Raw genomic sequence first — 25,420 nt, forward strand, 5'->3', positions numbered from 1 at the left:
CCCTTCGGTGGTTCAGAGCAGGAACCCGGCCGGGAACGGGTCGCTCGGGTCGAGGAAGTACTGGGCGGTGCCGGTGATCCAGGCCCGCCCGGTGACGGTGGGCACCACGGCGGGCCGCCCGGCCACCTCGGTCTCCTCGACCAGGCGGCCGGTGAAGGTCGTCCCGATGAAGGAGTCGTTGCGGAAGTCCTGGCCGAGCGGCAGCTCGCCGCGCGCGTGCAGCTGCGCCATCCGGGCGGAGGTGCCGGTGCCGCAGGGCGAGCGGTCGAACCAGCCGGGGTGGATGGCCATCGCGTGCCGGGAGTGCCCGGCGGTGGAGCCGGGGGCGAGCAACTGGACGTGGTGGCAGCTGTGGATGGACGGGTTCTCCGGGTGCACCGGCCGGTCGGGACCGGCGTTGACGGCGTCCATCAGGGCCAGGCCGGCGTCCAGGATCTCCTGCTTGCGCTCGCGCTCGAACGGCAGCCCGAACTCGGCGAGCGGCAGGATCGCGTAGAAGTTGCCGCCGTAGGCGAGGTCGTAGCCGACCGTGCCGTAGCCGGGCACCTCGATCTTGCGGTCCAGGGCGACGGAGTAGGAGGGCACGTTGCGGATGGTCACCGCCTTGGCGGCGCCGTCCTCGACCAGCACCTCGGCGATCACCAGCCCGGCGGGCGTGTCCAGCCGGACGGTGGTGACCGGCTCCACCACCGGCACCATGCCGGTCTCGACCAGCACCGTGGCGACGCCGATGGTCCCGTGGCCGCACATCGGCAGCAGGCCGGAGACCTCGATGTAGAGCACGCCGTAGTCGGCGTCCGGGCGGGTCGGCGGCTGCAGGATGGCGCCGCTCATCGCGGCGTGGCCGCGCGGCTCGTACATCAGCAGGGTGCGGAAGTGGTCCAGGTGCTGCTGGAAGTGCACACGCCGCTCGGCCATGGTGGCGCCGGGGATGATGCCGAAGCCGCCGATGATGACCCGGGTCGGCATGCCCTCGGTGTGCGAGTCGACGGCGTGGAACACGTGGCGGCTGCGCATGGGTGGCGACTCCCGTCGGGGTGGGGTGGGTGGGCCGGGGGCCGGCTGCCCCCGCAGCCGGCCGGTCCTTGGGGTGTTCGTGCTACGCGAGGCCCTCGGCCAGCGCCTTCTCGGTGGCCGCGCGGACGGCCGCCTCGATCTCCGGGGTGAGCGGCAGGCGCGGCGCGCGGGTCGGGCCGCCGGGGCGCCCGGCGATGTCCATCGAGAGCTTGATCGCCTGGACGAACTCGGTCTTGGAGTCCCAGCGCAGCAGCGAGTGCAGCGCCTTGTAGAGCGGCAGCGCGGTGTCCAGGTCGTGCTCGACGGCGGCCCGGTAGAGCGCCACACTGGCCTCCGGCAGGGCGTTCGGGTAGCCGGCGATCCAGCCGACGGCGCCGGCCAGGGCCAGCTCCAGCAGCACGTCGTCGGCGCCGATCAGCAGGTCCAGGCCGGGGGCCAGCTCGGCGATCTCGTACGCCCGCCGGACGTCGCCGCTGAACTCCTTGACCGCCACGATCGAGCCCTCGGCGTGCAGCTGCGCCAGCAGCGCGGGCACCAGGTCGACCTTGGTGTCGATGGGGTTGTTGTACGCGACGATCGGGATGCCCGCCCTGGCCACCTCGGCGTAGTGCCCGCGGACGGCGGTGTGGTCCGCGCGGTAGGCGTTCGGCGGCAGCAGCAGGACGGAGCCGGCGCCGGCCTCGGCGGCCTGCTCGGCCCAGCGGCGGGACTCGGCGCTGCCGTACGCGGCCACACCCGGCATCACGCGGGCGCCGTCGCCGGCGGCCTCGACCGCGACCTCGACGATCCGGACGCGCTCCTCGTCGGTGAGGGTCTGGTACTCGCCCAGAGATCCGTTGGGGACGACGCCGTCGCAGCCGGACTCGATCAGCCAGCGGACGTGGTCGGCGTAGGCGTCGTAGTCGACGGAGAGGTCCGGGCGCAGCGGGATCGTGGTGGCGACCATGACGCCGCGCCAGGGACGGGTGGCGTCGTACGCGGTGTTGGACACAGATGACTCCTTGGTGAGGTGTGACATTTTATTAGAGGGCGACGCCGGAGGCAAGAGCCCCCGGCGGCGAGTTCGTCGGTCCGCCGGCGCTCAGCCGTCTTCGGGCCCCGGCCCGGCGGCGAGCTGCGAGAGCGGCACCGGGCAGGCCAGCGGTCGCCGGTCGGCCGGCACCTCGCCGCCGCCCGAACCGCCGTCCGAACCGCCGTCCGAACCGCCGTCCGGACCGCCACCGGCCAGGCAGGCCACCGCCGGACCGCACATCCGGCCCTGGCACCAGCCCATCCCGGCCCGGGTGAGCAGCTTGACGGTCCGCGCGTCCCCCGCGCCCAGCTCGTCCACCGCCTCGCGGATCGCGGCGACGGGGACCTCCTCGCAGCGGCAGACGTCGGTGTCCGGGCGCAGCCACTCCGTCCAGCCCGGGCCGGGGCGGTGCGCGGCGGCCATCAGCCCGGCGAAGGCCCGCAGCCGGGCGCGGCGGCGCAGCAGCGCGGCGCGCACCGGGCGGTCGGCCACCGCGTGCGCGGCCAGCTCGCCCTCGGCGATCGCCAGGTCGGCGCCGCCGACGCCGCAGGTCTCGCCGGCCGCCCAGAGACCGGGGACGGTGGTGCGCAGCCGGGCGTCGACCTTGAGCGCGGCCGTACCGTCCGGGGTGGTCCTGGTCTCGGCGCCCAGCTCGGTGGCCAGTTCGATCTGCGGCAGCAGGCCGTGGCCGACGGCGAGGGCGTCGCAGGCGATCCGCCGTTCGGTGCCGGGCACCGGCCGCCAGTCGGCGTCCAGCCGGGCTACCGTGACGGCGGTGACCCGGTCGGTCCCGTGCGCCTCGACCACGGCGCTGCGCCGGCGCAGCCGGACGCCGTGGCGCAGCAGCGCGGCGCCGTGGCCGGCCCCCTCGACGAGCTTGGCCGGGACGGCGGCCAGCACGCCGGGGCGCCGGGCGTAGCCGAGGTAGTCGGTGGCCTCGACCACCGCGGGCACCTCGGCCCCTGCGGTGACCAGCGAGGAGGCGGCCGCGAGCAGCAACGGTCCACTGCCGGCCACCACGATCCGCCGGCCGGGCAGGACCAGGCCGGCCTTGAGCATGGCCTGCGCCCCGCCCGCGGTGACCACCCCGGGCAGTGTCCAGCCGGGGAACGGCAGCTGTCGCTCGTACGCGCCGGTGGCGAGCAGCAGGGCGGCGGCGCGGACGGTCGCCCGGTCGTCGGCCCCGGGCCCGAGGGTGGCGTGCAGCACCCACGCCGTGTCGCCGGCCCGCTCGGCCGCCCACACCTGGTGGCCGCCGAGGAAGTCGACCCGGCCGGCGGTCTCGTGGGCGGCGAGCCGGTCCGCCAGGCCGGTGTAGACCGACCAGCCGTGGTGCAGCCGGTCGGGCCGGGCGGCGCCGAGGCCGGGCGCGGGGTGGCGGTAGTACTGGCCGCCGGTGCGCGGGCCCGCGTCCAGCAGGGCGCAGCGCAGACCGAGGTCGGCGGCGGTCACGGCGGCGGCGAGCCCGGCCGGGCCGGCCCCGATCACGGCGAGGTCGTAGGACCGCTCCTGGCGGTCAGACGGCGAGGTCGGCACGGCCGTTGCCCTCCTGGGTGGTGACGGTGGTGCCGGGCTCGGCGGGGAGCAGGCAGGTGCGCTGGTTGGGGCGGCCGTCCACGGTGGCCAGACAGTCGAAGCAGGCGCCGATCCCGCAGAACGCCCCGCGCGGCCGGCCGCCCACCCGGGTGGTGCGCCAGGCGAGCACGCCGTCGGCCCAGAGCGCGGCGGCGATCGACTGTCCCGGCAGTGCGGGGACGGGCCGGCCGTCGAACTCGATGGTGTGGGCGGGGCCGGGTTCCGCCCCGACCAGGGCGGCGGGGGTACGGCGCATCAGCGGGTTCTCCGTTCCAGGTTCTCGGTCTCGGCTCAGCGGCTCAGCGGCTCGGCTGTTCGGCGGGTTCGCGGCGGTTCGGGCACGGCGCGAGGTGGTTCCGGTCCGTCGCACGGTTCACGAGGCGGCCGGGAACCGGTCGGCCCGGAACGGTTCGAGGTCCAGCCCGGGCCGTTCGCCGGTGAGCTGCCGGCTGATCAGCAGCCCGGTCGCCGGAGCCAGCCCGATGCCCGCGCCCTCGTGGCCGCAGGCGTGGTACAGCCCGGGCACCCGCGGGTCGGCGCCGATCGCGGGCAGATGGTCCGGCAGGTACGGGCGGAAGCCCCGGTAGGCGCGCAGCACGCTGACGTCCGCCAGGACGGGGAACAGCGCGGCCGCCTGCGCGGCGAGCCGGTGCAGCACCTCCACCGAGAGGGTCCGGTCGAAGCCGACCCGCTCCCGGCTGGCGCCGATCAGCACCGGCCCGCCGGGGGTGCCCTCGACCACGGCGGAGGTCTGCAGCGCGGCCGAGCCGCTGGCCACGTCCGCGACGTAGTCGGCCGCGTAGACCTTGCGCCGGACGATCCTCGGCAGCGGTTCGGTCACCAGGACGAAGCCGCGCCGGGGCAGCACCGGCAGGTGCACACCGGCGAGCGCGGCCAGTTCGCCGCCCCAGGTGCCGGCGGCGTTGACCACGGCGGGCGCGTCCAGCCGCCGCCGGTCGGTCTCGACGCCGAGCACGGCCCCGTCCGTTCCGGTCCGCACCGCCCGGACGGTCTCGCCGGTGTAGAGCAGGGCACCGTCCCGCCGGGCGACGCGCAGCAGGTGGGCGGCGGCCAGCGCGGGCTGGACCTGGGCGTCCTGCGGGTAGAGGAAGCCGCCGGCCAGCCCGGGGGCGAGGTGGGGTTCGAGTTCGCGCAGCCGCTCGCCGGGGATCTCCTCGGCGGTGACGCCGGCCGTCGCCTGCTTCTGGGCGAAGGCCCGCAGGGCGTCCTGCCGGGCCGGGGTGGCGGCGACCACCAGGCCGCCCTTGGGCTCGTACTCGACGGCGGGGCCGAGGACGGGCACCAGCTCCTGCCAGAGCCCGGCGCTGAACAGCGCGAGGTCGAGCTCGGGGCCGGGCTCCTTGTCGGAGACCAGCAGGTTGCCCTCACCGGCACCGGTGGTGCCACCGGCGACCGGCCCGCGGTCGACGACGGCGACGGCGAGTCCGGCGCGGGCGGCGTAGTACGCGCAGGCGGCGCCGACCACACCGGCACCGACCACGAGGACATCCAGGGGAGGTCTCTGGGACTTGGACACGGCAGTAATATGTCACATGCCATCGAACCTGCCAAGAGCCCCCGCCGTCCGGCCACGAGCAACCCGGCCGACCCCGCAGCAGAGCCCCGGCCTGCGCGAACCCCCCGGCCGACGCAAGAGCCCCGGCCCGCCGGAAGACGGCGGACCGGGGCTCAGGGCGCGTCAGGGCCTCAGGTGATGTCGTCCATCTGCTCGTGCCGGGCGGCCGGTACCGGAGCCCCGGCGACCGGCGTGACGGACGCCTCCACGGCCTCCGCCCCGGCCACCGGCTGCACCGAGAGGTCCAGCTCCGAGGCCTCCTCGTCGCTCAGCCCGAAGTCGGGGTTGCGACGCGCCTTCCGCCGGTCGTTGATCATCGCGATGGCCACGGCGACGAAGTACAGCCCCCAGATCGGCGCGGCCAGCGCCAGCATGCTCAACGGGTCGGCGCTCGGCGTGGCGAAGGCGGCGAACACCGTGATGCCCATGATCATGCCGCGCCACCAGCCCAGCAGGCGCTTGCCGGTGACCATGCCGACCATGTTGAGCATCACGAGCAGCAGTGGGAACTCGAAGGCCAGGCCGAAGACCAGCACCATCCTGGTGGCGATGTCGAAGTAGTCCTCGGGCGGCAGGATCGGGGTGGTGCCGTTCGGGGTGAACGAGATCAGCACCTCGACCGTGGTCGGGAGCAGCAGGAACGCGCAGCCCACACCGGCCAGGAACAGCGGCGCGCCGCAGGCCATGAAGATGACGGTGTACTTGCGCTCGTGCCGGTGCAGACCGGGCGCCACGAAGGCCCAGACCTGGTACAGCCAGATCGGCACGGTGGCGACCACGCCCGTCGTCAGCGACACCTTGAGCATCCAGGTGAAGCCGGCGGTGAGACCGATGTTGGAGACCTGGGCGCACTTGCCGTCGTACTTGAAGGCCGTCTCCGGCGTGCACTGCGGCAGTGGCTTCAGCAGGAAGGTCTCGATCTGCTTGTGGTAGATCGCCGCGACGATCGTGATCAGCACGATCGCCAGGACCGACTTGACCACGCGGTTCCGCAGTTCCCGCAGGTGGTCGGCGAGGGCCATCCGCCCCTCAGGATCCTTGGGCGCCTTAGACGCCTTGGAGAGCTTGCTCAACCCCGGTCCTCAACTCGTGCGTCGAGGCCCGCCGGTCGACGGGCCTCCCATGATCGCGTGCGTCGCGCGCCGCTCAGCGCGGCCGGCCGCCGTCGGCCGTCGGCTGGGCCGCCTGCCCCGGGACCGATTCGGTCACCGGCCGGGCCGTGGCGGACGCCCCGGGAGCGGCCTGGATGGTCTTCGCCGCGCCGGATTCGACGCTCACGGCGGGCGCGGGCTGCGCCGGCGCGCCCTCGTCCGCGGCACCGTCCGAACGCATCGCCTTGGTCTCGCTCTTCAGGATCCGCATCGACTGGCCGAGCGAACGCGCCAGATCGGGCAGTCGCTTGGCACCGAAAAGCAGAATGGCAAGAACGACGACCACCAGGATCGCAGTCGGCGAGATCCGCATGCTCGACCACCTTCAGTCATGGCGGCACCGGTGGGCCGCCCGCTGCGGGGATGGTAACCGCTGCGGGTGACGCCCTGACGACGGCCGCCCGAACAGGACAGCGGCCCCCAGTCGCACTTCAGGAGCCATCTGAGAGCGTAACGCGCCGCCGCCCCCGCGCAGCAGCCCCGTGCACCAACGGCCGTCCCGGACCGGGGCGGGTCCGCGGGCGGTTCAGCGCCCCGGCACCGCCGCCGCGAGGTCGCCGGCCGCCTCGGCCAGCGCCCGGGAGGCGGCGTCCACCCCCTTGGCCAGCGTCCGCACGTCCAGCCAGAGCCGGATCGCGAGAACGCCGAGGACCAGCAGCCCGGCGGTGGCGAGCAGGACGGCGGCGACGAGCATCCAGGACATGGCCACCACCCTATCCGGCCGCGCGGGAGGCCCCGCTCAGCCCTCCACCGGGACGAGCCGCATGGTGCGCACCCCGGCGCCGGTCAGCGCCGTGACGATCTTCTCCCCGGCCGGCTTGCGCACCGCCGCCCCGCAGAGCGGGCAGCTGAAGCTGTAGTGCGCCTGGGCCGGGGTCCGACCGAGGGTGAGGCGGAACTCGTCCGCCGGCAGGTCCACCTTCTCGCGGCACTCCGAGCAGTACACCTTGAATCTGGTACCGGGCTCCACGGCTCAGACCTGCCCCTCCCGGTAGCCGGCCAGCGCCTCCAGCGCCGCCGACCGCGCCTGCTCCACGAGCTCCGGCGGGGAGACGATCCGCCCGTCCCGGCCGAGCCGCAGCGCCAGCGGGCGCAGCTGCGACGGGTCGGCGCTGCGCAGGGTGATCCGCAGGCCGCCGTCGGGCAGTTCCTCGGCCCGGTCGTGGGTGTAGTACTCGGCCACCCAGCGCCCGCCGGAGGAGACCTCGACGACCACCTCGGGATCGTCGGCGGACGGGTTGACCAGCCCGCCGGAGAGGTCGCGCGGCTCGCGGCGCGGCGGGTCGGAGGGGACGTCCAGCACCTTGATCTCGGCGACCCGGTCGAGCCGGAACATCCGGTGGTCCTCGGAGGTGCGGCACCACGCCTCGAGGTAGGTGTGGCCCTCGGTGAGCAGCCGGATCGGGTCGACCTCGCGCTCGGTCATGCCGCCGCGCCCGTGCGAGTAGTAGCGCAGCCAGAGCCGGCGGCCCTCGCTGAGCGCGCGGTCGATGTCGGCGAAGACGTGGCTCTCGGCCTCGAAGGTGACCCCGACCCTGGCGCTGCCCTCGGCGCTGTCCCCGGCGGCGTTCTCGATCTTGGCGACGGCCCGGGTGAGCGCCTCCCGGTCACCGGCCCGCAGGCCGGGCAGGCCGGCCACCGCGCGGGCGGCGACCAGCAGCGCGGTCGCCTCGTCGGCGGCCAGCCGCAGCGGCTGGGCGACGTCGTCGACGTTGTGCCACCAGATCCGCTCGCCGTCGGTGTCGATGTCGAGCAGATCGCCGCCGCGGAAGCTGGTGCCGCACATCGGCAGCACGTTGAGGTCGCCGATCAGCTCGCGCTCGGTGATGCCGAAGGCACGGGCCACCTCGGCCACCTCGGCGCCGGGGCGCTCGCGCAGATAGGTGACCAGCGAGAGCATCCGGCGGGTCTGGTCGATGGCGTTGCTCATGCCCGCACTCCTTCGGTGGCGGCCGGGCCGGTGGCGGCCGGGTCGTTGACGGCCTCGGCGCCCGGTCCGGCGACGGCGCTCAGCCGGTCGATCACGTCGGCGCGCAGTTCCTCCGGGCCGACCACCAGCACGTCAGGACCGAACTCCGCGAGGTCGGCGCCGAGCCCGTTGCCGTACGGGATCTCCAGTTCGTCCCAGGTCCCGTCGACCCGGCGGCTGCTCAGCGCCTTGGTGCGCAGCGGGAACCCGGCGCCGCGGCGGACCCGGACGGCGGCGGTCGCGGTGGCACCCTCGCCGGCGAACTTGGCGACGGTGGCCCGGACGTCGACGTGCTCGGGGACGGTGCCGAGGAAGGCGCCCGAGCGGGCGCGGACCCTGCCGGTCATCCGGCTGAGCCGGAACACCCGGGCGTCACGCCGGTCGCGGTCCCAGCCGGCCAGGTACCAGTGGCCGCGCCAGCACTCCAGGGCCCAGGGCTCGACCGTGCGCTGCTCGACGGCGGCGGCACCGGCCTTGCGGTACTCGAAGGTGACCGGGCGGCGGTCGCGGGCGGCGGTGAGCAGCGGTTCGAAGGCGCTCTCCCGGGCGGGGATCCGCGGTTCCAGGGCGGTACGGCCCTCGGCCTCGGTGAACGGCACGCCGGCCGCGCGCAGCTTCTGCAGGGCGCCGCTGGCCGCGCCGGACATCTTGGCCTGCTGCCAGACCCGGGCGGCCAGGGTCAGCGCCGCGGCCTCCTCGGCGTCCAGGGCGATCTCCGGCAGCCGGTTGCGGTCGGCGCGGGCGAGGTAGCCGAGTTCGCCGTCGAGGGCGTTCTCGTCCACGTCGATGACCAGACCGAGTTCGCGCAGGTCGTCCTTGTCCCGCTCGAACATCCGGTTGAAGGCGTCCTCGCTGCTGTGCTGCCAGGCCTCGCGGTACGCCTCGATGGATTCCCGCAGCTCCTTCTTGGAGAGCGGACGTCTGGTGTTCATCAGGCACAGGGCGAGATTCATCAGCCGCTCTGCCTTGGCGATCGCCATCGCTGACCCTTCCGGTGTGCCGCGCCGCGCGCGGGGTGCGCCCGCCGGGCATATGTCGACCCGGCGGGACCGACCGTACCGGTAGCGGTACGCGCTGCAAAAGCCGAGTCCGCAAACGCGTGGGGCCGCACCCCGGGTACGGGGTGCGGCCCGGTGGAGCGGCCGGTCTCAGACGCCCAGCAGGTCGACCACGAAGATCAGCGTCGAGCCCGCGGGGATGAGCGGCGTCGGCGACTGGTTGCCGTACCCGAGGTGCGCCGGGATGACCAGCTCGCGGCGGCCGCCGACCTTCATGCCGACGACGCCCTGGTCCCAGCCCTTGATGACCCGGCCGGCGCCGAGCGGGAACTTGAAGCTGCTGCCCCGGTTCCAGCTGGCGTCGAACTCCTCGCCGGTCTCGAAGGTCACGCCGACGTAGTGCACCTCGACGACCTGGCCCGGCTTGGCCTCCTCGCCGGTGCCGACCTCGAGGTCGCGGATCTGCAGCTCGGCCGGCGGCTCACCGATCGGAAAGTCGATCTCCGGCTTCGTCTTGTCGCTCACAACTGCCTCTTCTCACGGTTTGGTTCCATACACGACCAAGCGGCGGGCACCCGCACCCCCGGTCCGTTCCCGGACCACGGTACGGGCGCCCGCCGCCCGTACGGGCCCGGCCACGCGGCCGGGCCCGAAGGTCACACGCACACCATTGTCACCCGAAAGTGGATCAGCCCTGACCGGCATCCAGGATGTCGACCACGAACACCAGGGTGGAATTGGCCGGAATGTCGCCCTGCGCCTGGTCCTTGTACCCCAGCGAGGCGGGGATCACCAGCTCGACCCGGCTGCCGACGGTCTGGCCCTCCAGACCCTGGTCCCAGCCGGCGATGACCTGGCCGCCGCCCACCGGGAAGGAGAACGCCTGGCCCTTGCTCAGCGAGGAGTCGAAGACCTTGCCGTCCTTGAAGAGCGCGCCGGTGTACTGGACGACGACCTTCTCGCCCTTCTCCACCTTGGGGCCGGTGCCCTTGATCAGGACATGCGTCTTCAGCTCGGTCGGGTCGGCCGCGCCGGCCACCGGGGTGATGTCGGCCGGCTTCTTGCCGTTGTCCTTGACCTGCGGGAAGTCCGCGGGCGGCGGGGTGACGGTGCCGCTGACCACGGCGTCCGCCGCGGTGGAGCGCTGGATGTCGATCACGAAGACCAGGTTGTCCGCGGCCCCGATCGACATGCTCGGGTTGCCCTGGGCGCCGAACGCGGCGGCCGGCGGGGCCACCACGAGGATCCGGCTGCCGGCCTTCTTGCCGAGCACGGCCTGGTCCAGCGCCGGGATCAGCGCGTCCGTACCGGCCTGGAAGATCTGCGGCTTGCCCGTCTCGTCGTACGAGCTCGGGATGTCCTTGCCGGTGGTCCAGTCCTTGGCGGTGTAGTCGACCGAGGTCCAGGAGTTCTTCTCGACCTTGGGGCCGCTGCCCTCCGAGAGGACCTTGACGACGAAGGAGCCGTCGGCCTGCTCGGCGGGCACCTCGATGCCGGCCTTCTTGCCGAACTCGCCGGTGACCGTCGGCAGCACCTTGGCGTTGTCCTTGATCGGCGGCACCGGTTCGGCGGTCGGCGTGGGCGGCGCGGACTTGGCCGCGTCGGCGGGCTTGGCGGTGCTCGACTTGGAGTCGTCCCGGTTCACCACGTACAGCGTGATACCGCTGCCGACCAGCAGCACGGCGAGCACGGTGCCGAGGATCACGCCCAGCTTCCCCACCCCGGGCGGGTTCTCGGCGTACCCGGCCTCCGAGGCCTCCTGGCGGCGCACGTTCGAGGCGAAGATCTGCGGGGCCTCGTCGGTCTTCGTCCCGCCCGCCGCCCGCGGGGCCTCGCCGGGCGTGGCCCAGCCGGCCTGCTGCTTCAGGATCGACGGCGGTACGACGATCGACTCGCCGTCGCCCGGAAGCGGACCACCGGGCCGCGAGTCAGCCGGATCACCGGCGGAGTTTCCGTTCGCGGTGCCGGCCCCGCCCGGGCTCGACGCTTTCTCAGACATGACTCCCCATCCATCTCGCCACGAGGTCTTCGAGGTCTACGGCCGGCGTGGTGAGCGCCGGGGTGCTGTCGCACTGCCGCCCGGGAACCGGACGCCGGCGGCGCCTACCACAGTGCGAGGGCAGTATGACAGGTCAGCATGAGGAGGGACGCTTCCCTGTGCGAGTGCCCGCCCAGGCGTACGGAACCGACCGGCCCTCCTCCCGGGCCGCCACAGGCTTCCCGGACCGCCTCGGGCTTCCTAGACCGCCTCAAGAATGTCGATCACGAAGACCAGTGTCGAGTTCGGCGGCACCGAGCCCTGCGCCGCGTCCTTGTAGCCGAGGGCCGGCGGCACGACCAGCAGCACCCTGCTGCCCACGGTCTGGCCGACCAGGCCCTTGTCCCAGCCCTCGATCACACTGCCGGTGCCGATCTGCAGCGCCTGCGCGCCGCCGTGGCTCCAGGACGAGTCGAACTGCTGGCCGTTGCTCCACAGCACCCCGGTGTACTGCACCACCAGGGTCTGCCCGGACTTCACCTGCTTGCCCTCGCCCTTGATCAGCACGGCCTGCTGGAGGTCGGTGGGCGGGGCCTCCCCGGCCGGGAGGGTGATCGTGACGGCGGCCTTGCCGTTGTCCTTCACCTGCGGCATCGTCGCGGGCGGCGGCGTCATGGTGCCCGACAGGGTGGAGTCCTGCGGCAGGCTCTCCATGATGTCCAGCACGAACACCACGGTGTCCCCCGCGGCCACCCCGAGCTGGGTGCTGCCCTGGTTGCCGAACGCGGCCGCCGGCGGGGCCACCACCAGCAGCCGGCTGCCGACCTTCTTCCCGATCACGGTCTGGTCGAACGCGGGCACCAGCTGCCCGCTGCCCGCCTGGTACAGCTGCGGCTTGCCGTTGGCGTCGTACGAGCTGGGCAGGTCCTTGCCGGTCGTCCAGTCCTTCGCCGTGTAGTTGACCGTGACCCAGTCGCCCTTGTTGACCGTGGACCGGTCGCCCTCGCTCACGGTGCTCACCACGAACTGACCGCTGGGCTGCTGCCCCTCGGGGATGGTGATGGTGGCCTTGCTCCCGAACCCGCCCTCCGACAGCGTCGGCATCGGCGAGGCCTCGGTCACCGGGGCCGGCACGGTGGGGGCCGCGGTGGCCGCCGTCGGCGTGGCCGGGCTGGTCGCCTTGGTGGAGCTGCTGCAGGCCACCGCCAGCAGCAGGGGCAGGGTGAGAAGCAAACCCGCGGTGCGGCGCACGGCGTTCCTAACTGTCGGTCAAAGTCGGCTCTCCGGACTCGACGGACAGCGTATGCCCCGGCGGTGCCCGGCCCCGGTAGACACCGCCGGGGCCGGGCACCGCAAAGATCACATTCGCCGTACGGGGGCGACCGCGCAGGTCACATCCCCGCGATGAGCTTCTCCACCCGCTCGTCGACCGACCGGAACGGGTCCTTGCACAGGACCGTGCGCTGTGCCTGGTCGTTCAGCTTGAGGTGCACCCAGTCCACGGTGAAGTCGCGGCGCTGCTCCTGCGCCCGGCGGATGAAGTCACCGCGCAGCCGGGCCCGGGTGGTCTGCGGCGGGATCGACTTGGCCTCGAAGGTCTTGAGGTCGGTCGTCACCCGCTGCGCCTGCCCCTTGGCCTGGAGCAGGTAGAACAGGCCCCGCCGGCGGTGGATGTCGTGGTACGCGAGGTCGATCTGGGCCACCCGCGGGTTGGACATGCCCATCTGGTGCTTGGCGCGGTAGCGCTCGATGAGCTTGTACTTCATGATCCAGTCGATCTCGGTGGCCACGGTGTCCAGGTTCTCGGTCCGGACGGCCTCCAGTGTGCGGCCCCACAGTTCGAGCACCCGGGCGATGGTCCCGGTGTTGATGCCCTTGCGGTCGGCGAAGTCCAGCGCCTTGGTGAAGTACTCCTCCTGGATGTCCAGCGCGCTGGCCTCGCGGCCGTTGGCGAGCCGTACCTGGTGGGTGCCGGTGAGGTCGTGGCTGACCTCGCGGATCGCCCGGATCGGGTTCTCCAGGGTGAGGTCGCGCATCACCACGCCGGCCTCGATCAGCCGCAGCACCAGGTCGGTGGCGCCGACCTTGAGCAGGGTGGTGGTCTCGGACATGTTGGAGTCGCCGACGATCACGTGCAGCCGGCGGTAGCGCTCGGCATCGGCGTGCGGCTCGTCGCGGGTGTTGATGATCGGGCGGGAGCGGGTGGTGGCGGAGCTGACGCCCTCCCAGATGTGCTCGGCGCGCTGGCTGACGCAGTACACCGCGCCGCGCGGCGTCTGGAGCACCTTGCCCGCGCCGCAGATCAGCTGGCGGGTCACCAGGAACGGGATCAGCACGTCGGCCAGCCGGGAGAACTCGCCGTGCCGGGCCACCAGGTAGTTCTCGTGGCAGCCGTAGGAGTTGCCGGCCGAGTCGGTGTTGTTCTTGAAGAGGTAGACGTCCCCCGCGATGCCCTCCTCGTGCAGCCGCCGCTCGGCGTCGACCAGGAGTCCTTCGAGGATGCGCTCGCCCGCCTTGTCGTGCGTCACCAGCTCGACGACGTCGTCGCACTCGGGGGTGGCGTACTCGGGGTGCGAGCCGACGTCGAGGTAGAGCCGGGCACCGTTGCGCAGGAACACGTTGCTGCTGCGGCCCCAGGAGACAACACGGCGGAAGAGGTACCGGGCCACCTCGTCCGGCGACAGCCGTCGCTGTCCCCGGAATGTGCAGGTGACGCCGTACTCGTTCTCCAGCCCGAAAATTCGGCGGTCCATGGCACCTTCTTTCGAAGGAATCACCGGTTTTGGCCGGTAAGCGGATCGGGATCCTGAATTCTGCGGCTCGGCGCCGCAGCAGGCCTTCTAGGCTGATCCCCTGCTTCGGCAGCGGGCAGGGCTTGTCCGGGGCCAGCCGTCAGGCGGGCTTGAAGCCCCATGGTCTGGACCGTCGGGGAGGAGTCACGAGGCGTCCGTTCTCTGAGAGGGCCTCCGGAGGAAGTCCCGCACGACGGCGGGCGACCGCCGTACGGGACCCCTTGGCGCTGCTACTCCGGCGGCGCGGCCGCCGGCTTCTCGTCGTCGTCCGACTCGGCGGACTGGTCGCCGTCGAGCAGGCGGCCGAGCTGGCCGCCCAGGATGCGCTTGAACTTGCGCTGCTGGAAGCGCTGGCGGTCGAGCACCGCCACCTCCAGCTGCTCGGGGGTCAGGGTGCGCGGGCTCCCCCCGTTGGGGTCCCGGGCGAGGGAGTCCACCGCGACCTTGATCGCCTCGGTGAGGGTCAGCCCGCTGCGGTGGCGCTGGCCCAGGTAGTTGCCGATCGAGTCGGCGTTGCCGCCGACCACGACGTAGTTCTTCTCGTCGACGACCGAGCCGTCCGGCGTGAGCCGGTAGATCTGGTCCTCGTCCGGGGTGCGGCCGACCTCGGCCACGATCAGCTCGACCTCGTAGGGCTTCTCGCCGACCGAGGAGAAGATGGTGCCGAGCGTCTGGGCGTAGACGTTGGCCAGGCCGCGGGCGGTGACGTCGGCCCGGTCGTAGGAGTAGCCGCGCAGGTCGGCGTAGCGGACGCCGCCGATGCGCAGGTTCTCGAACTCGTTGTAGCGGCCGACCGCCGCGAAGGCGATCTTGTCGTAGATCTCGGAGACCTTGTGGAGGGCCCGGGAGGTGTTCTCGGCGACGAAGACGATGCCGTCGGCGTAGGTGAGCACGACCACGCTGCGACCGCGCGCGATGCCCTTGCGGGCGTACTCCGCGCGGTCCGCCATGGCCTGCTGGGGCGAGACGTAGAACGGTGTCGACACCGGCGGTCGTCCCTTCCTGTAGGAGTGATGGCTAGAGCAGCGGGGCCTGCGGGCCGTTGGGGTGGGCCAGGCGGTGGTCGGTGATGGAGACGGCGATCGCGGAGACCTCGGCCTCGGTGAGCCGGCGGAAGCCGTCCTCGGTGATCAGCGAGACGATCGGGAAGATCTTGCGGGCGAGGTCGGGACCGCCGGTGGCGGAGTCGTCGTCGGCCGCGTCGTAGAGGGCCTGGACGACCAGCGTGGCGGCCTGCTCGGCCGTCAGGCCGTCCCGGTAGAGCTTCTTCATCGAGCCCCGGGCGAAGACCGAGCCGGAGCCGGTGGCGGCGAACCCGCGGTCCTCGGAGCGGCCTCCGGTGACGTCGTAGCTGAAGATCCGGCCGCGGCCGAGGTCGAGGTCGTAGCCGGCGAAGAGCGGGACGACCGCGAGGCCCTGCATCGCCATGCCCAGGTTCCCCCGGATCATGGTGGTGAGGCGGTTGGCCTTGCCCTCCAGGGAGAGCACGGTGCCCTCGATCTTCTCGTAGTGCTCCAGCTCCAGCTGGAACAGCCTGACCATCTCGACCGCGAGGCCGGCGGTGCCCGCGATGCCGACCGCGCTGTACTCGTCGGCCGGGAAGACCTTCTCCATGTCGCGCTGGGCGATCATGTTGCCCATGGTCGCCCGCCGGTCACCGGCGATCACCACGCCGCCGTCGAACACCGCCGCGACGATGGTCGTCCCGTGCGGGGCCTCGACGACCGCTCCCTCGGGGAGGCTGCGGCGGCCGGGAATCAGCTCCGGCTGGTGCTCCGCCAGGAAGTCGAGGAACGACGAGGACCCCGGGGTCAGGAAGGCAGCCGGTAGACGCCCGGTGCCACGAGTGTTGGCTTCCACACGATTCCTTCCAGGTAGCTTGAAGCGCGCGCTGCCCGCACCCTACCCGCCCGGCGATCACTATCCACCCGTGCAGGGGCCGGACCCGGACGGACGGACGGCCCGTGCCGCCCGCCCGCCCTCGGCGGTCGCAACCGTGAATTCCCTGAATGCCCTGCCGGGGCTACTGGCCGCCCTTTTGCACGAACTGCCGGACAAAATCCTCGGCGTTGGACTCGAGTACTTCGTCGATTTCGTCCAGAACCGCGTCGACGTCATCGCTCAGCTTTTCCTGGCGTTCCTTGAGGTCGTCGGAATTCTGCGCTTCCGCGGCCTGCTCCTCGACCTCCTCGGAGGAGCGGTTCGCCCGCTGCTGGCCGCCGCCGGTGTCCTTGCTCGCCATTTCCCTCACCCCGCTCGAATCGTCTGGCACGGTTTGGTCGTTGCTTGCTGCATCGACCCTATACACAAGGTGCGACTGCTGCTCCCGGTTTGCCGGTGGCACTTCCTGTCCAACACCCGCTGCCACCCCGGATGATTCCCATTCGGCGGACGTTCACCCATGGTGATCGAAAAGTTACCCGCCGGAAAGCACCCGGAGCAGGTCCTCGGCCGTGCGACAGCGGTCCAGCAGTTCCTTGACGTGGTTGCGGGTGCCGCGCAGCGGCTCCAGGGTGGGGACCCGCTGCAGCGAGTCCCGGCCCGGCAGGTCGAAGATCACCGAGTCCCAGGAGGCCGCGGCGACATGCTCGGCGTACTGTTCGAGACAGCGGCCGCGGAAGTACGCCCTGGTGTCCTCCGGGGGCTTGGTGGCGGCCCGCTGGACCTCGTCCTCGGTGAGCAGCCGGTCGAACCGGCCCCGGGCCACCAGGCGGTTGTAGAGGCCCTTGTCGGGCCGGACGTCGCTGTACTGGAGGTCGACCAGCTGGAGCCGGGAGCTGTCCCACTCCAGGGCGTCGCGGCTGCGGTAGCCCTCCAGGATCTCCCGTTTGGCGATCCAGTCCAGCTGCCGGGAGAGCGACATCGGGTCGCGCTCCAGCCGCCCCAGCACGTCCTCCCAGCGGGCCAGGACGTCCACCGTCTGCTCGTCCGCGTCGTTGCCGAAGCGGTCCTCGACGTACTTGCGGGCCAGCTCGAAGTACTCCAGCTGAAGCTGGACGGCAGTGAGTCTGCGGCCGTTGCGCAGGGTGATGAGGTGTTTGAGCGAGGGGTCGTGGGAGACCCGGTGCAGGGTGCGCACCGGCTGGTCCACGGCGAGGTCGGAGGCGATGAAGGCGTCCTCGATCATCGACAGGACCAGTGCGGTGGTGCCCAGTTTGAGGTAGGTGGAGATCTCGGAGAGGTTGGCGTCCCCGATGATCACGTGGAGCCGGCGGTACTTCTCGGCGTCGGCGTGCGGTTCGTCGCGGGTGTTGATGATCGGCCGCTTGAGGGTGGTCTCCAGGCCCACCTCGACCTCGAAGTAGTCGGCGCGCTGGCTGATCTGGAAGCCGTGGGCGGAGCCGTCCTGGCCGATGCCGACCCGGCCGGCGCCGGTGACCACCTGGCGGGAGACGAAGAACGGGGTGAGGTGGCGGACGATGTCGGCGAACGGTGTCGCCCGTTTCATCAGGTAGTTCTCGTGGGTGCCGTAGGAGGCGCCCTTGTTGTCGGTGTTGTTCTTGTACAGGAGGATGTTCTGGCCGTTGGGCAGTTCCAGGGCGCGCTGGGCGGCCGCCGCCATGATCCGCTCGCCGGCCTTGTCCCAGAGCACGGCGTCGCGCGGGTTGGTCACCTCGGGCGAGCTGTACTCGGGGTGCGCGTGGTCCACGTAGAACCGCGCGCCGTTGGTGAGGATGACATTGGCGAGGCCGATGTCCTCGTCGGTCAGCTGGCTGGCGTCCGCGACGTCGCGCGCGAGGTCGAAGCCCCGGGCGTCGCGCAGCGGATTCTCCTCCTCGAAGTCCCAACGGGCCCGCCGAGCCCGGTGCATCGCCGCCGCGTACGCGTTGACGATCTGGGACGAGGTGAGCATGGCGTTGGCGTTGGGGTGCCCGGGTACGGAGATCCCGTACTCGGTCTCGATGCCCATCACGCGCCGTACGGTCATGCGGCCCTCCTTGCCCGGTGCGCCGCCCCCCACGGGCGGAACACGCTGACGTACCGCTGAACAACACCGACGCGGGCGTTGTGCCCGCGAACGGTGGGTCGAGCCTAGAACGCCGCGCCGACGGCCGGGTCCCGAGACGCGCCGTCCGGCTGCGGGGCCGCGAGGCGCCACAGCCGGACGGGATGCGTGCTGTCCCGGGGACCGCTGCCGGCCCGGGTGGTTCGGTTACGGGTACTGCGACTACAGGTACTGCCCGGTGTTGGCGACAGTGTCGATCGAGCGGCCGGACTCGGCGCCCTGCTTCCCGGTGACCAGCGTGCGGATGAAGACGATCCGCTCGCCCTTCTTGCCGGAGATCCGGGCCCAGTCGTCCGGGTTGGTGGTGTTCGGCAGGTCCTCGTTCTCCTTGAACTCGTCCACGCAGGCGGCGAGCAGGTGGGAGACGCGCAGACCGCGCTGGCCGTGGTCGAGGAAGTCCTTGATGGCCATCTTCTTCGCACGGTCGACGATGTTCTGGATCATCGCACCGGAGTTGAAGTCCTTGAAGTACAGGACCTCCTTGTCACCGTTGGCGTAGGTGACCTCCAGGAAGCGGTTCTCCTCGGTCTCGGAGTACATCCGCTCCACCACCGACTGGATCATCGCCGCCACGGTGGCCTCGACGGAGCCGTCGTGCTCCTTGACGTCGTCCGGGTGGAACGGCAGCGAGTCCTTGAGGTACTTGGAGAAGATGTCCTTGGCGGCCTCGGCGTCCGGGCGCTCGATCTTGATCTTGACGTCCAGGCGGCCGGGCCGCAGGATCGCCGGGTCGATCATGTCCTCGCGGTTCGAGGCGCCGATGACGATGACGTTCTCCAGGCCCTCCACGCCGTCGATCTCGGCGAGCAGCTGGGGGACGATGGTGTTCTCCACGTCCGAGCTGACGCCCGAACCGCGGGTGCGGAAGAGCGACTCCATCTCGTCGAAGAAGACGATGACGGGGGTGCCCTCGCCGGCCTTCTCCCGGGCCCGCTGGAAGACCAGGCGGATCTGCCGCTCGGTCTCCCCCACGTACTTGTTGAGCAGCTCGGGGCCCTTGATGTTGAGGAAGTAGCTCTTGCCCTGGGGCCGGCCGGTGACCTCGGCGACCTTCTTGGCCAGCGAGTTCGCCACCGCCTTGGCGATCAGCGTCTTTCCGCAGCCGGGCGGGCCGTAGAGCAGGACGCCCTTGGGCGGGCGCAGCTCGTACTCCTTGAAGAGGTCGGCGTGCAGGTACGGCAGCTCGACCGCGTCGCGGATCAGCTCGATCTGGTTGCTGAGACCGCCGATCTGGCGGTAGTCGATGTCCGGGACCTCCTCGAGGACCAGCTCCTCGACCTCGGCCTTCGGCACGACCTCGTACACGTAGCCGGAGCGGGGCTCCAGCAACAGGGCGTCCCCCGCCCGGATGGTGAGCTCGCGCAGCGGTTCGGCGAGGCGCACCACCCGCTCCTCGTCGGTGTGGCCGATGACCAGGGCGCGTTCGCCGTCCTCCAGGACCTCCTTGAGGGTGACGATGTCGCCGATCCGCTCGAAGGCCATCGCGTCCACGACGTTGAGGGCCTCGTTGAGCATCACTTCCTGGCCGCGCCGCAGCTCGTCGAGGTCGACGTTGGGGCTGACGTTCACGCGGAGCTTGCGCCCCCCGGTGAAGATGTCGGCGGTGCCGTCCTCGTTCTGGTCGAGGAAGACGCCGAATCCGGCCGGGGGCTGTGCCAGCCGGTCCACTTCCTCCTTGAGGGCCACGATCTGGTCGCGGGCCTCTCGCAGGGTGGAGGCGAGCCGTTCGTTCTGGGCGGACACTCCGGCCAGGTTGGTCTGGAGCTCGACGATCCGCTCTTCGAGGATCCTCGAATTGCGCGGCGAGTCGGCGAGCTTGCGGCGCAGAACGGCGATTTCCTGCTCAAGGTACGAGACCTGAGCGGCCTCGTCGGAACCACGAGCGGGCTTGCCGGTGCTGCGGTTGTAGTCGTCATCGTGGGCTGCCACGGTCCTCACCTCCTCCGGGGAGCTGGACGCTTCCAGACCCTACCTGGGACCAGGGGTCCGTAAACCCCTAGATCAAGAAAGATGGAACGGGCGTGTCCGATCTTCGCCCTCGCGTGCTTCCCCTCTGCTAAGGGGATACCCACCGCGCACCGCCCAAAGCGGACCAGATGTATCGTCGAACGAGTCGATATCCGATCGCGACCACGGCCTGGGGTCCGATCGTTGTACGAATGGCGGGAATGCCCTCAACAAGGGGCGACCCGGGACAGAAACGGCAGGAGACCCATGTCGGTGACCGAAGAGGCGACGCCGAGCGAGCCGCTGGAGGTGTGGATCGACCAGGATCTGTGCACCGGCGACGGCATCTGCGTGCAGTACGCGCCCGAGGTCTTCGAGCTCGACATCGACGGCCTGGCCTATGTGAAGGGGCCGGAGGACGAGTTGCGCCAGCAGCCCGGCGAGACCGCTCCGGTGCCGCTGACGCTGCTTCAGGACGTGGTGGACTCGGCGAAGGAGTGCCCCGGCGACTGCATCCACGTGCGCCGGGTCTCGGACCGGACCGAAGTGTACGGGCCGGACGCCGAGTAGCGGTCAGGCCCGTGCCGACGGGGCGGCGGTCTGGGAACGGTCCCAGCCGCCGCTCTTGCGCGTCCAGGTGAGGTCGAGTGAGATGTCCGGGCTGAACCGGGGCACGTCGTCGCTCGAATACCCCTGCGCGTGACCGGTGATGGCGCCGTCGGCGCGCAGCGCGAGCCTGCCGACGGTGAGGTTCTCGCGCTCGGAGAGCAGGGTGGCCAGCACTGCGGGACGGCCGTCGGTGCCCGGTCCGAGCAGGTAGACGGCGTCCGGCGGGGTGCCGTTCTCGGCCGCGCAGTGGGCGGCGGTGACGGTGCCGGGCCGGCCGTCGCCGAGGTCGGCGGCGAAGCTGACGGATATCCGGACCGGGAACGGGCCGCACTCCAGCGGGAGTTCGGCCTTCGCCGGGTCGGGGGCGACGGCCGCCGGGAGGGCCCGGGGCGTGGGCCGGGCGGGCCCGGGGGTGCCGGTGGCCGGGTTGGCCGCCAGCGTGGTGGCCACCACGGCGGCGCAGCCGACGACCGTGAGGGCCCAGTGCCAGGGGGTGGAGCGCGTCTCCCCGGGCCGGGTACGGCCCCGCGGTGTCTGCCTGTCAGCCGTCGCCTTGACCGCGGTCTCCACCAGGCGTCCCCTCCAGTGGTCTGTGTGAGCGAGCATCGTCCCACACGCCCCGGGCCGGCCGGCGACCCGGGTGCGGGAAGCACGAAGGGGTGGTACGGGCGGGCGGGGAGCCCGTCGTACCACCCCTTCCGGCGGTCGTGCGTCAGCCGAGGTCGGTCTCGTCGGCGGGAGCGGTGCGGGCGGCGGCGGCGGCGGCCCGGGCCGCGGCGCGCTCCTGGAGGCTCGGCTCCGGGGTGCCGTTGTCGTAGTCCTCGCCGTAGGCGCCCTTGGCCGGGCGGCGGCGGCGCAGCGGCGGCTCGACGCCGTCGGCGAGGCGGCGGGCGGTGAGCAGGAAGCCGGTGTGGCCGATCATCCGGTGGTCCGGGCGGACCGCCAGGCCCTCCAGGTGCCAGGTGCGGACCATGGTCTCCCAGGCCTGCGGCTCGGTGAAGGTGCCGTGCTCGCGCAGCGCCTCGACGGTCTTCGACATCTGCGTGGTGGTGGCCACGTAGCAGCAGATGAGGCCGCCGGGGACGAGCGCCTCGGAGGCGACGTCCAGGCACTCCCAGGGGGCGAGCATGTCGAGGATGACACGGTCGACGTCGGTCTCGACCAGGTTGTCCTGGAGGTCGCCGACGGTGAGCTTCCACGCCGGGTGCGGCCCGCCGAAGTAGCGCTCGACGTTGCCCTTGGCGATGTCGGCGAAGTCCTGCCGGCGCTCGTAGGAGGCGAGCAGCCCGGTGTCGCCCACGGCGCGCAGCAGGTAGCTGGAGAGCGCGCCGGAGCCGACGCCGGCCTCGACGACGCGGGCGCCGGCGAAGATGTCGGCCATCGCCAGGATCTGCCCCGCGTCCTTGGGGTAGATCACGGCGGCGCCGCGCGGCATGGACAGGACGTAGTCGGGGAGCAGGGGGCGCAGCGCGAGGTACGGGACGTTCCCCGTGGTGCGCACGACCGTGCCCTCGGGGGCGCCGATCAGCTCGTCGTGGGGGAACGCACCCTTGTGGGTGTGGAACTGGTTCCCGGCCTGGAGCGTGAACGTGTAGTGGCGGCCCTTGGGGTCGGTCAGCTGGACCTGGTCCCCGACCTGGAAGGGCCCGCGTCGGCGGGTGGCACCGGTCGGTTCGGACATGCGGACAATCCTAAGGGAAGCCCGCGCTCCGGCCGACCACGGTGATCACCGCCCGGTCCGGCGGGGGCCTCAGCGGCCGGCGACGGCGGCGGTGAGGCGCTGCTCGATGTCGGTGAGCGCGGCGACGCCGTACACCCGGCCGTCGGCCTCGACCACCAGGTACTCCCCGGCGGGGGTGGCGCGCACGGCGCGCAGCAGGTCCTCGCCGGTGAGGTCGGCGGCCAGCCGCAGGCCGGGTTCGAGGTCGCGGGCCAGCGCCCCGACGGCCACCCAGGGGCGACGGTGCTCGGGGACGGCCCGGACGGCGGACTCGCGGACCAGCCCGACCGGCTCGCCGCGGCCGTCCACCACGACCAGGGCGCCGGCCCGGGCCTCACGGGCCTGCCGCAGCGCCTCGCCGAGCGGGGTGTCGGCGGTGACCTCGACGGCCCGGCGGGCGAGGTCGCGCAGCCGCAGACCGGGCAGGGCCTCCTTGAGCCGGGCGTTGCGCAGGCTGCCGCCGGCGCCGTTCCAGATGATCGCGGCGAGGACGGCGGCCAGCACCGCGTCGACCAGGGTGTCGGTGCTGCTGCGCTCGACGCCGCGGGCGGCGCTGAGCAGCGGCAGGCCGATCAGGACGGCGATGGCCAGCACCCGACCGATCCAGGCGGCGGCGACGGTGCCGCTCATGGGCTTGCCGGTGACGCCCCAGACGACGGCGCGCAGCATCCGGCCGCCGTCCAGCGGCAGGCCCGGCAGCAGGTTGAAGGCGGCGACGACGAGGTTGCTGACCATCAGGCCGGTCAGCAGCACCCCGGGCACGGTGGAGAGCTCCACGGCCTGGAGGGCGAGGTAGAAGAGGCCGCCGAGCGCCAGCGAGAGCAGCGGGCCGACGAAGGCCAGCCAGAACTCCCGCCAGGGGGTCTCGGCCTCGTTCTCGATCTCCGAGACACCGCCGAAGAACTGCAGCTGGATCCGGCGCACGCCGAGCCGGTAGCGCAGGGCGACGACGGTGTGGGCGAGTTCGTGCACCAGGACGGAGCCGTAGAAGGCGACGGCGAAGGAGAACGCCACGAGGTAGCGGGCGGCGCCGAGGCCGGGCAGGACGCGGTCGAGCTGGCCGCCGAAGACCCAGGTGATCAGGGCGGCGATGACGAACCAGGAGGGGGTGACGTAGATGGGCACGCCGAAGGGGCGGCCCATCAGGATTCCGCTCCGCCGTTCCGGCTCCTCGGGCGGCGGCCCGGGCTGGGCGCCGCCGCTGTGCGGTGGCTGGTCGGAGGTCTGCCGACCCCTGCTGTCGCTCACCGTGATCCCTTCGGTCGGTTCCCCCGCCGTGCGCCGCGCGCCGGTGCGCCCACGCTACGTGATCGGGGCCGCGGTCCTCCGCGCGCCCCTCTCTCTGCCTTCATACCCAGTGTGGGCCCGCGGGCGGCAGCCCCGTGGCAGCGGGATGACAGCGCAGGGCAATAGGGTCGGGGTATGCAGCAGACCGACACCAGCCGTGCCGCCGTGGCCCCGGCGCGTCCGGCGGCGCCCCCGACCGGCCTGTCCCCGTCGCGTGCGGGGGACTTCCTGACCTGCCCGCTGCTGTACCGGCTGCGGGTGATCGACCGGCTGCCGGAGCCGCCGAGCGCGGCGGCGACCCGGGGCACGCTGGTGCACGCGGTGCTGGAGCGGCTGTTCGACAGCCCGGCGGCGGAGCGGACGCCGGAGCGGGCGCTGGGCCTGCTGCGCCCGCAGTGGGAGCGGCTGCTGGGCGAGCGGCCGGAGCTGCTCTCGCTGTTCCCCGAGGATCCGGACGGGGCGGCGCTGACGCGCTGGCTGGCGGACGCCGAGAAGCTGGTCGAGCGGTGGTTCCGGCTGGAGGACCCGACCCGGCTGCACCCGGTGGAGCGGGAGCTGTACGTGGAGACGGCCCTGGAGTCGGGGCTGCTGCTGCGCGGCTACATCGACCGGGTGGACGTCGCACCGACCGGCGAGGTCCGGCTGGTGGACTACAAGACCGGCCGGGCGCCCTCGCGGGACTTCGAGGCCAAGGCGATGTTCCAGATGAAGTTCTACGCGCTGGTGGTGTGGCGCTGGAAGGGCGTGCTCCCCAAGCGGTTGCAGCTGGTGTACCTCGGCGGGGGCGGGGACGTGGTGAGCTACGACCCGGACGAGGCGGACCTGCTCGCGGTGGAGCGCAAGCTGCGGGCGATCTGGGAGCGGATCACCCACGCGGTGGCGACCGGGGACTTCCCGGCGACCCGCAACCGGCTCTGCGACTGGTGCGACCATCAGGCCAGCTGCCCGGAGTTCGGCGGCACTCCCCCGCCGTACCCGCTGCCGCTGGCCCGTACGTCCGACGAAGACGATCCCACGGGGGATCCGATGAGCAAGGAGTCCTAGGTGACGATCCGAGTGCTGCTGGTCGACGATCAGCCGCTGCTTCGCACCGGTTTCCGGATGATCCTGGAGGCCGAGTCCGACCTGGTGGTGGTCGGCGAGGCCGGCGACGGACAGCAGGCGCTGGACCAGGTCCGGGCGCTCCAGCCCGACGTGGTGCTGATGGACATCCGGATGCCCAGGATGGACGGCGTGGAGGCGACCCGCCGGATCGCCGGGCCGGGTCGGGACGGCCCGGCCAAGGTGCTGGTGCTGACCACCTTCGACCTGGACGAGTACGTGGTGGAGGCGCTGCGCGCGGGCGCCAGCGGCTTCCTGCTGAAGGACGTGCCGGCCGAGGAGCTGGTGCAGGCGATCCGGGTGGTCGCGGACGGCGCGGCGATGCTGGCGCCGAGCATCACCCGGCGGCTGCTGGACATGTACGCCACCAAGCTGCCCTCGGGCGAGGAGGCGCCGCCGCAGGCGCTGAACGCGCTGACCGAGCGTGAGCTGGAGGTGCTGAAGCTGGTGGCGCGCGGGCTGTCGAACGCGGAGATCGCAGCGGAGCTGTTCGTCAGCGAGACCACGGTGAAGACGCATGTCGGCCATGTGCTGACCAAGCTCCAGCTGCGCGACCGGGTGCAGGCGGCGGTGTACGCGTACGAGAGCGGGCTGGTGCGCCCCGGCGCGCTCTGAGCCCGGGCATGACGGTGGCCCGTCCGCTCCCCCTCGCACCCTGGGGGAGCGGACGGGCCACCGTGCC

At 72.2% G+C, this 25,420-nt stretch carries 26 protein-coding genes and 1 pseudogene; 3 read left to right on the top strand and 24 right to left on the bottom strand.

Going from position 1 to position 25,420, the window contains the following annotated elements; all coding sequences use genetic code 11:
• Positions 1-12 precede the first annotated feature (12 nt).
• The 21 genes and pseudogenes from ACIO5D_RS11380 to arc form a co-directional block, all read right to left on the bottom strand.
• Complete coding sequence (locus tag ACIO5D_RS11380; RefSeq protein ID WP_400757514.1) at positions 13-1,017, bottom strand: proline racemase family protein; 1,005 nt, start codon at positions 1,015-1,017, stop codon at positions 13-15.
• 82 nt (positions 1,018-1,099) lie between these two features.
• Positions 1,100-1,963 (bottom strand): dihydrodipicolinate synthase family protein, encoded by an 864-nt coding sequence (locus ACIO5D_RS11385; protein ID WP_400653662.1) that lies wholly within the window; start codon positions 1,961-1,963, stop codon positions 1,100-1,102.
• A 135-nt stretch (positions 1,964-2,098) separates the two neighbouring features.
• Positions 2,099-3,565: an NAD(P)/FAD-dependent oxidoreductase gene (locus ACIO5D_RS11390; protein ID WP_400794841.1), complete on the bottom strand. Its 1,467-nt coding sequence runs from the start codon at positions 3,563-3,565 to the stop codon at positions 2,099-2,101.
• Positions 3,546-3,860, bottom strand: coding sequence for a (2Fe-2S)-binding protein (locus tag ACIO5D_RS11395; RefSeq protein WP_400653610.1), 315 nt, complete (start codon positions 3,858-3,860; stop codon positions 3,546-3,548). Before ACIO5D_RS11395 ends, ACIO5D_RS11390 begins: the two co-directional genes overlap by 20 nt.
• A 117-nt stretch (positions 3,861-3,977) precedes the next feature.
• Entirely contained in the window at positions 3,978-5,141 is a 1,164-nt protein-coding gene (locus ACIO5D_RS11400) for an NAD(P)/FAD-dependent oxidoreductase (protein WP_400757511.1), read from the bottom strand.
• 170 nt (positions 5,142-5,311) lie between these two features.
• Positions 5,312-6,202: a twin-arginine translocase subunit TatC gene (gene tatC / locus ACIO5D_RS11405; RefSeq protein WP_363608750.1), complete on the bottom strand. Its 891-nt coding sequence runs from the start codon at positions 6,200-6,202 to the stop codon at positions 5,312-5,314.
• Positions 6,203-6,326: 124 nt separating this feature from the next.
• Positions 6,327-6,644: a Sec-independent protein translocase subunit TatA gene (gene tatA / locus ACIO5D_RS11410; protein ID WP_363608752.1), complete on the bottom strand. Its 318-nt coding sequence runs from the start codon at positions 6,642-6,644 to the stop codon at positions 6,327-6,329.
• Positions 6,645-6,857: 213 nt separating this feature from the next.
• Complete coding sequence (locus ACIO5D_RS11415; RefSeq protein ID WP_363608754.1) at positions 6,858-7,034, bottom strand: hypothetical protein; 177 nt, start codon at positions 7,032-7,034, stop codon at positions 6,858-6,860.
• Between the two features lie 36 nt (positions 7,035-7,070).
• Entirely contained in the window at positions 7,071-7,301 is a 231-nt protein-coding gene (locus tag ACIO5D_RS11420; protein ID WP_363608756.1) for a hypothetical protein, read from the bottom strand.
• A 3-nt stretch (positions 7,302-7,304) separates the two neighbouring features.
• A complete protein-coding gene (locus ACIO5D_RS11425; RefSeq protein WP_363608758.1) occupies positions 7,305-8,261 on the bottom strand; it encodes a WYL domain-containing protein in 957 nt (318 codons plus the stop codon).
• Positions 8,258-9,280 (bottom strand): WYL domain-containing protein, encoded by a 1,023-nt coding sequence (locus ACIO5D_RS11430; protein ID WP_363608760.1) that lies wholly within the window; start codon positions 9,278-9,280, stop codon positions 8,258-8,260. Before ACIO5D_RS11430 ends, ACIO5D_RS11425 begins: the two co-directional genes overlap by 4 nt.
• 168 nt (positions 9,281-9,448) lie before the next feature.
• A complete protein-coding gene (locus ACIO5D_RS11435; protein WP_363608762.1) occupies positions 9,449-9,823 on the bottom strand; it encodes an FKBP-type peptidyl-prolyl cis-trans isomerase in 375 nt (124 codons plus the stop codon).
• A gap of 163 nt (positions 9,824-9,986) precedes the next feature.
• Positions 9,987-11,297, bottom strand: coding sequence for an FKBP-type peptidyl-prolyl cis-trans isomerase (locus ACIO5D_RS11440; protein ID WP_400653613.1), 1,311 nt, complete (start codon positions 11,295-11,297; stop codon positions 9,987-9,989).
• A gap of 240 nt (positions 11,298-11,537) precedes the next feature.
• Positions 11,538-12,527, bottom strand: a complete 990-nt coding sequence (locus ACIO5D_RS11445; RefSeq protein ID WP_363608766.1) for an FKBP-type peptidyl-prolyl cis-trans isomerase — start codon at positions 12,525-12,527, stop codon at positions 11,538-11,540.
• Positions 12,528-12,667: 140 nt separating this feature from the next.
• Entirely contained in the window at positions 12,668-14,029 is a 1,362-nt protein-coding gene (pafA, locus tag ACIO5D_RS11450) for a Pup--protein ligase (RefSeq protein WP_363608768.1), read from the bottom strand.
• Positions 14,030-14,298: 269 nt separating this feature from the next.
• Positions 14,299-15,054, bottom strand: coding sequence for a proteasome subunit alpha (prcA, locus tag ACIO5D_RS11455; protein ID WP_363608770.1), 756 nt, complete (start codon positions 15,052-15,054; stop codon positions 14,299-14,301).
• Between the two features lie 31 nt (positions 15,055-15,085).
• Positions 15,086-15,883, bottom strand: a complete 798-nt coding sequence (gene prcB / locus ACIO5D_RS11460) for a proteasome subunit beta (protein WP_363608849.1) — start codon at positions 15,881-15,883, stop codon at positions 15,086-15,088.
• A pseudogene (locus ACIO5D_RS11465) lies at positions 15,880-15,957 on the bottom strand (recombination endonuclease VII); the annotation flags it as partial. The pseudogene ACIO5D_RS11465 and the gene prcB, both read right to left, overlap by 4 nt.
• A gap of 134 nt (positions 15,958-16,091) precedes the next feature.
• On the bottom strand, positions 16,092-16,310 hold the full coding sequence (locus tag ACIO5D_RS11470) for a ubiquitin-like protein Pup (RefSeq protein ID WP_344321819.1): 219 nt from the start codon (positions 16,308-16,310) through the stop codon (positions 16,092-16,094).
• A gap of 174 nt (positions 16,311-16,484) precedes the next feature.
• Complete coding sequence (gene dop / locus ACIO5D_RS11475) at positions 16,485-17,996, bottom strand: depupylase/deamidase Dop (protein WP_363608772.1); 1,512 nt, start codon at positions 17,994-17,996, stop codon at positions 16,485-16,487.
• A gap of 240 nt (positions 17,997-18,236) precedes the next feature.
• Entirely contained in the window at positions 18,237-20,003 is a 1,767-nt protein-coding gene (gene arc, locus ACIO5D_RS11480; protein WP_363608774.1) for a proteasome ATPase, read from the bottom strand.
• 285 nt (positions 20,004-20,288) lie between these two features.
• Here arc and ACIO5D_RS11485 point away from each other — a divergent pair, with 285 nt between their 5' ends.
• A complete protein-coding gene (locus ACIO5D_RS11485) occupies positions 20,289-20,591 on the top strand; it encodes a ferredoxin (protein WP_363608776.1) in 303 nt (100 codons plus the stop codon).
• A gap of 3 nt (positions 20,592-20,594) precedes the next feature.
• Here ACIO5D_RS11485 and ACIO5D_RS11490 read toward each other — a convergent pair whose 3' ends face one another.
• The 3 genes from ACIO5D_RS11490 to ACIO5D_RS11500 all read right to left on the bottom strand — a co-directional run bounded on the left by ACIO5D_RS11490 (position 20,595) and on the right by ACIO5D_RS11500 (position 23,604).
• Positions 20,595-21,200: a hypothetical protein gene (locus ACIO5D_RS11490; RefSeq protein WP_363608778.1), complete on the bottom strand. Its 606-nt coding sequence runs from the start codon at positions 21,198-21,200 to the stop codon at positions 20,595-20,597.
• Between the two features lie 142 nt (positions 21,201-21,342).
• Positions 21,343-22,311 carry a tRNA (adenine-N1)-methyltransferase gene (locus ACIO5D_RS11495; protein WP_400794844.1) on the bottom strand — a complete coding sequence of 323 codons (969 nt, stop codon included), beginning with the start codon at positions 22,309-22,311 and terminating at the stop codon, positions 21,343-21,345.
• Positions 22,312-22,380: 69 nt separating this feature from the next.
• On the bottom strand, positions 22,381-23,604 hold the full coding sequence (locus ACIO5D_RS11500; RefSeq protein WP_400653663.1) for a site-2 protease family protein: 1,224 nt from the start codon (positions 23,602-23,604) through the stop codon (positions 22,381-22,383).
• 168 nt (positions 23,605-23,772) lie between these two features.
• Between ACIO5D_RS11500 and ACIO5D_RS11505 the strand changes: the two genes are divergently transcribed.
• Both ACIO5D_RS11505 and ACIO5D_RS11510 read left to right on the top strand, forming a co-directional pair.
• Entirely contained in the window at positions 23,773-24,681 is a 909-nt protein-coding gene (locus tag ACIO5D_RS11505) for a RecB family exonuclease (RefSeq protein ID WP_400653615.1), read from the top strand.
• Complete coding sequence (locus ACIO5D_RS11510) at positions 24,682-25,353, top strand: response regulator transcription factor (RefSeq protein ID WP_030299918.1); 672 nt, start codon at positions 24,682-24,684, stop codon at positions 25,351-25,353.
• The last annotated feature ends 67 nt before the right edge of the window (positions 25,354-25,420 follow it).

Source organism: Kitasatospora sp. NPDC087315 (assembly GCF_044744345.1).
Classification (GTDB): domain Bacteria; phylum Actinomycetota; class Actinomycetes; order Streptomycetales; family Streptomycetaceae; genus Kitasatospora.

Excerpts from the sequence above, each read along its gene's own strand:
- ACIO5D_RS11470 (WP_344321819.1), bottom strand. The coding sequence starts at position 16,310 with ATGGCGAGCAAGGACACCGGCGGCGGCCAGCAGCGGGCGAACCGCTCC.
- ACIO5D_RS11385 (WP_400653662.1), bottom strand. The coding sequence starts at position 1,963 with ATGGTCGCCACCACGATCCCGCTGCGCCCGGACCTCTCCGTCGACTAC.
- ACIO5D_RS11505 (WP_400653615.1), top strand. The coding sequence starts at position 23,773 with ATGCAGCAGACCGACACCAGCCGTGCCGCCGTGGCCCCGGCGCGTCCG.
- ACIO5D_RS11395 (WP_400653610.1), bottom strand. The coding sequence starts at position 3,860 with ATGCGCCGTACCCCCGCCGCCCTGGTCGGGGCGGAACCCGGCCCCGCC.
- ACIO5D_RS11485 (WP_363608776.1), top strand. The coding sequence starts at position 20,289 with ATGTCGGTGACCGAAGAGGCGACGCCGAGCGAGCCGCTGGAGGTGTGG.
- tatC (WP_363608750.1), bottom strand. The coding sequence starts at position 6,202 with ATGGCCCTCGCCGACCACCTGCGGGAACTGCGGAACCGCGTGGTCAAG.
- pafA (WP_363608768.1), bottom strand. The coding sequence starts at position 14,029 with ATGGACCGCCGAATTTTCGGGCTGGAGAACGAGTACGGCGTCACCTGC.
- ACIO5D_RS11495 (WP_400794844.1), bottom strand. The coding sequence starts at position 22,311 with ATGTCCGAACCGACCGGTGCCACCCGCCGACGCGGGCCCTTCCAGGTC.
- ACIO5D_RS11415 (WP_363608754.1), bottom strand. The coding sequence starts at position 7,034 with ATGTCCTGGATGCTCGTCGCCGCCGTCCTGCTCGCCACCGCCGGGCTG.
- dop (WP_363608772.1), bottom strand. The coding sequence starts at position 17,996 with ATGACCGTACGGCGCGTGATGGGCATCGAGACCGAGTACGGGATCTCC.
- tatA (WP_363608752.1), bottom strand. The coding sequence starts at position 6,644 with ATGCGGATCTCGCCGACTGCGATCCTGGTGGTCGTCGTTCTTGCCATT.
- ACIO5D_RS11380 (WP_400757514.1), bottom strand. The coding sequence starts at position 1,017 with ATGCGCAGCCGCCACGTGTTCCACGCCGTCGACTCGCACACCGAGGGC.
- ACIO5D_RS11425 (WP_363608758.1), bottom strand. The coding sequence starts at position 8,261 with ATGAGCAACGCCATCGACCAGACCCGCCGGATGCTCTCGCTGGTCACC.
- ACIO5D_RS11440 (WP_400653613.1), bottom strand. The coding sequence starts at position 11,297 with ATGTCTGAGAAAGCGTCGAGCCCGGGCGGGGCCGGCACCGCGAACGGA.
- ACIO5D_RS11430 (WP_363608760.1), bottom strand. The coding sequence starts at position 9,280 with ATGGCGATCGCCAAGGCAGAGCGGCTGATGAATCTCGCCCTGTGCCTG.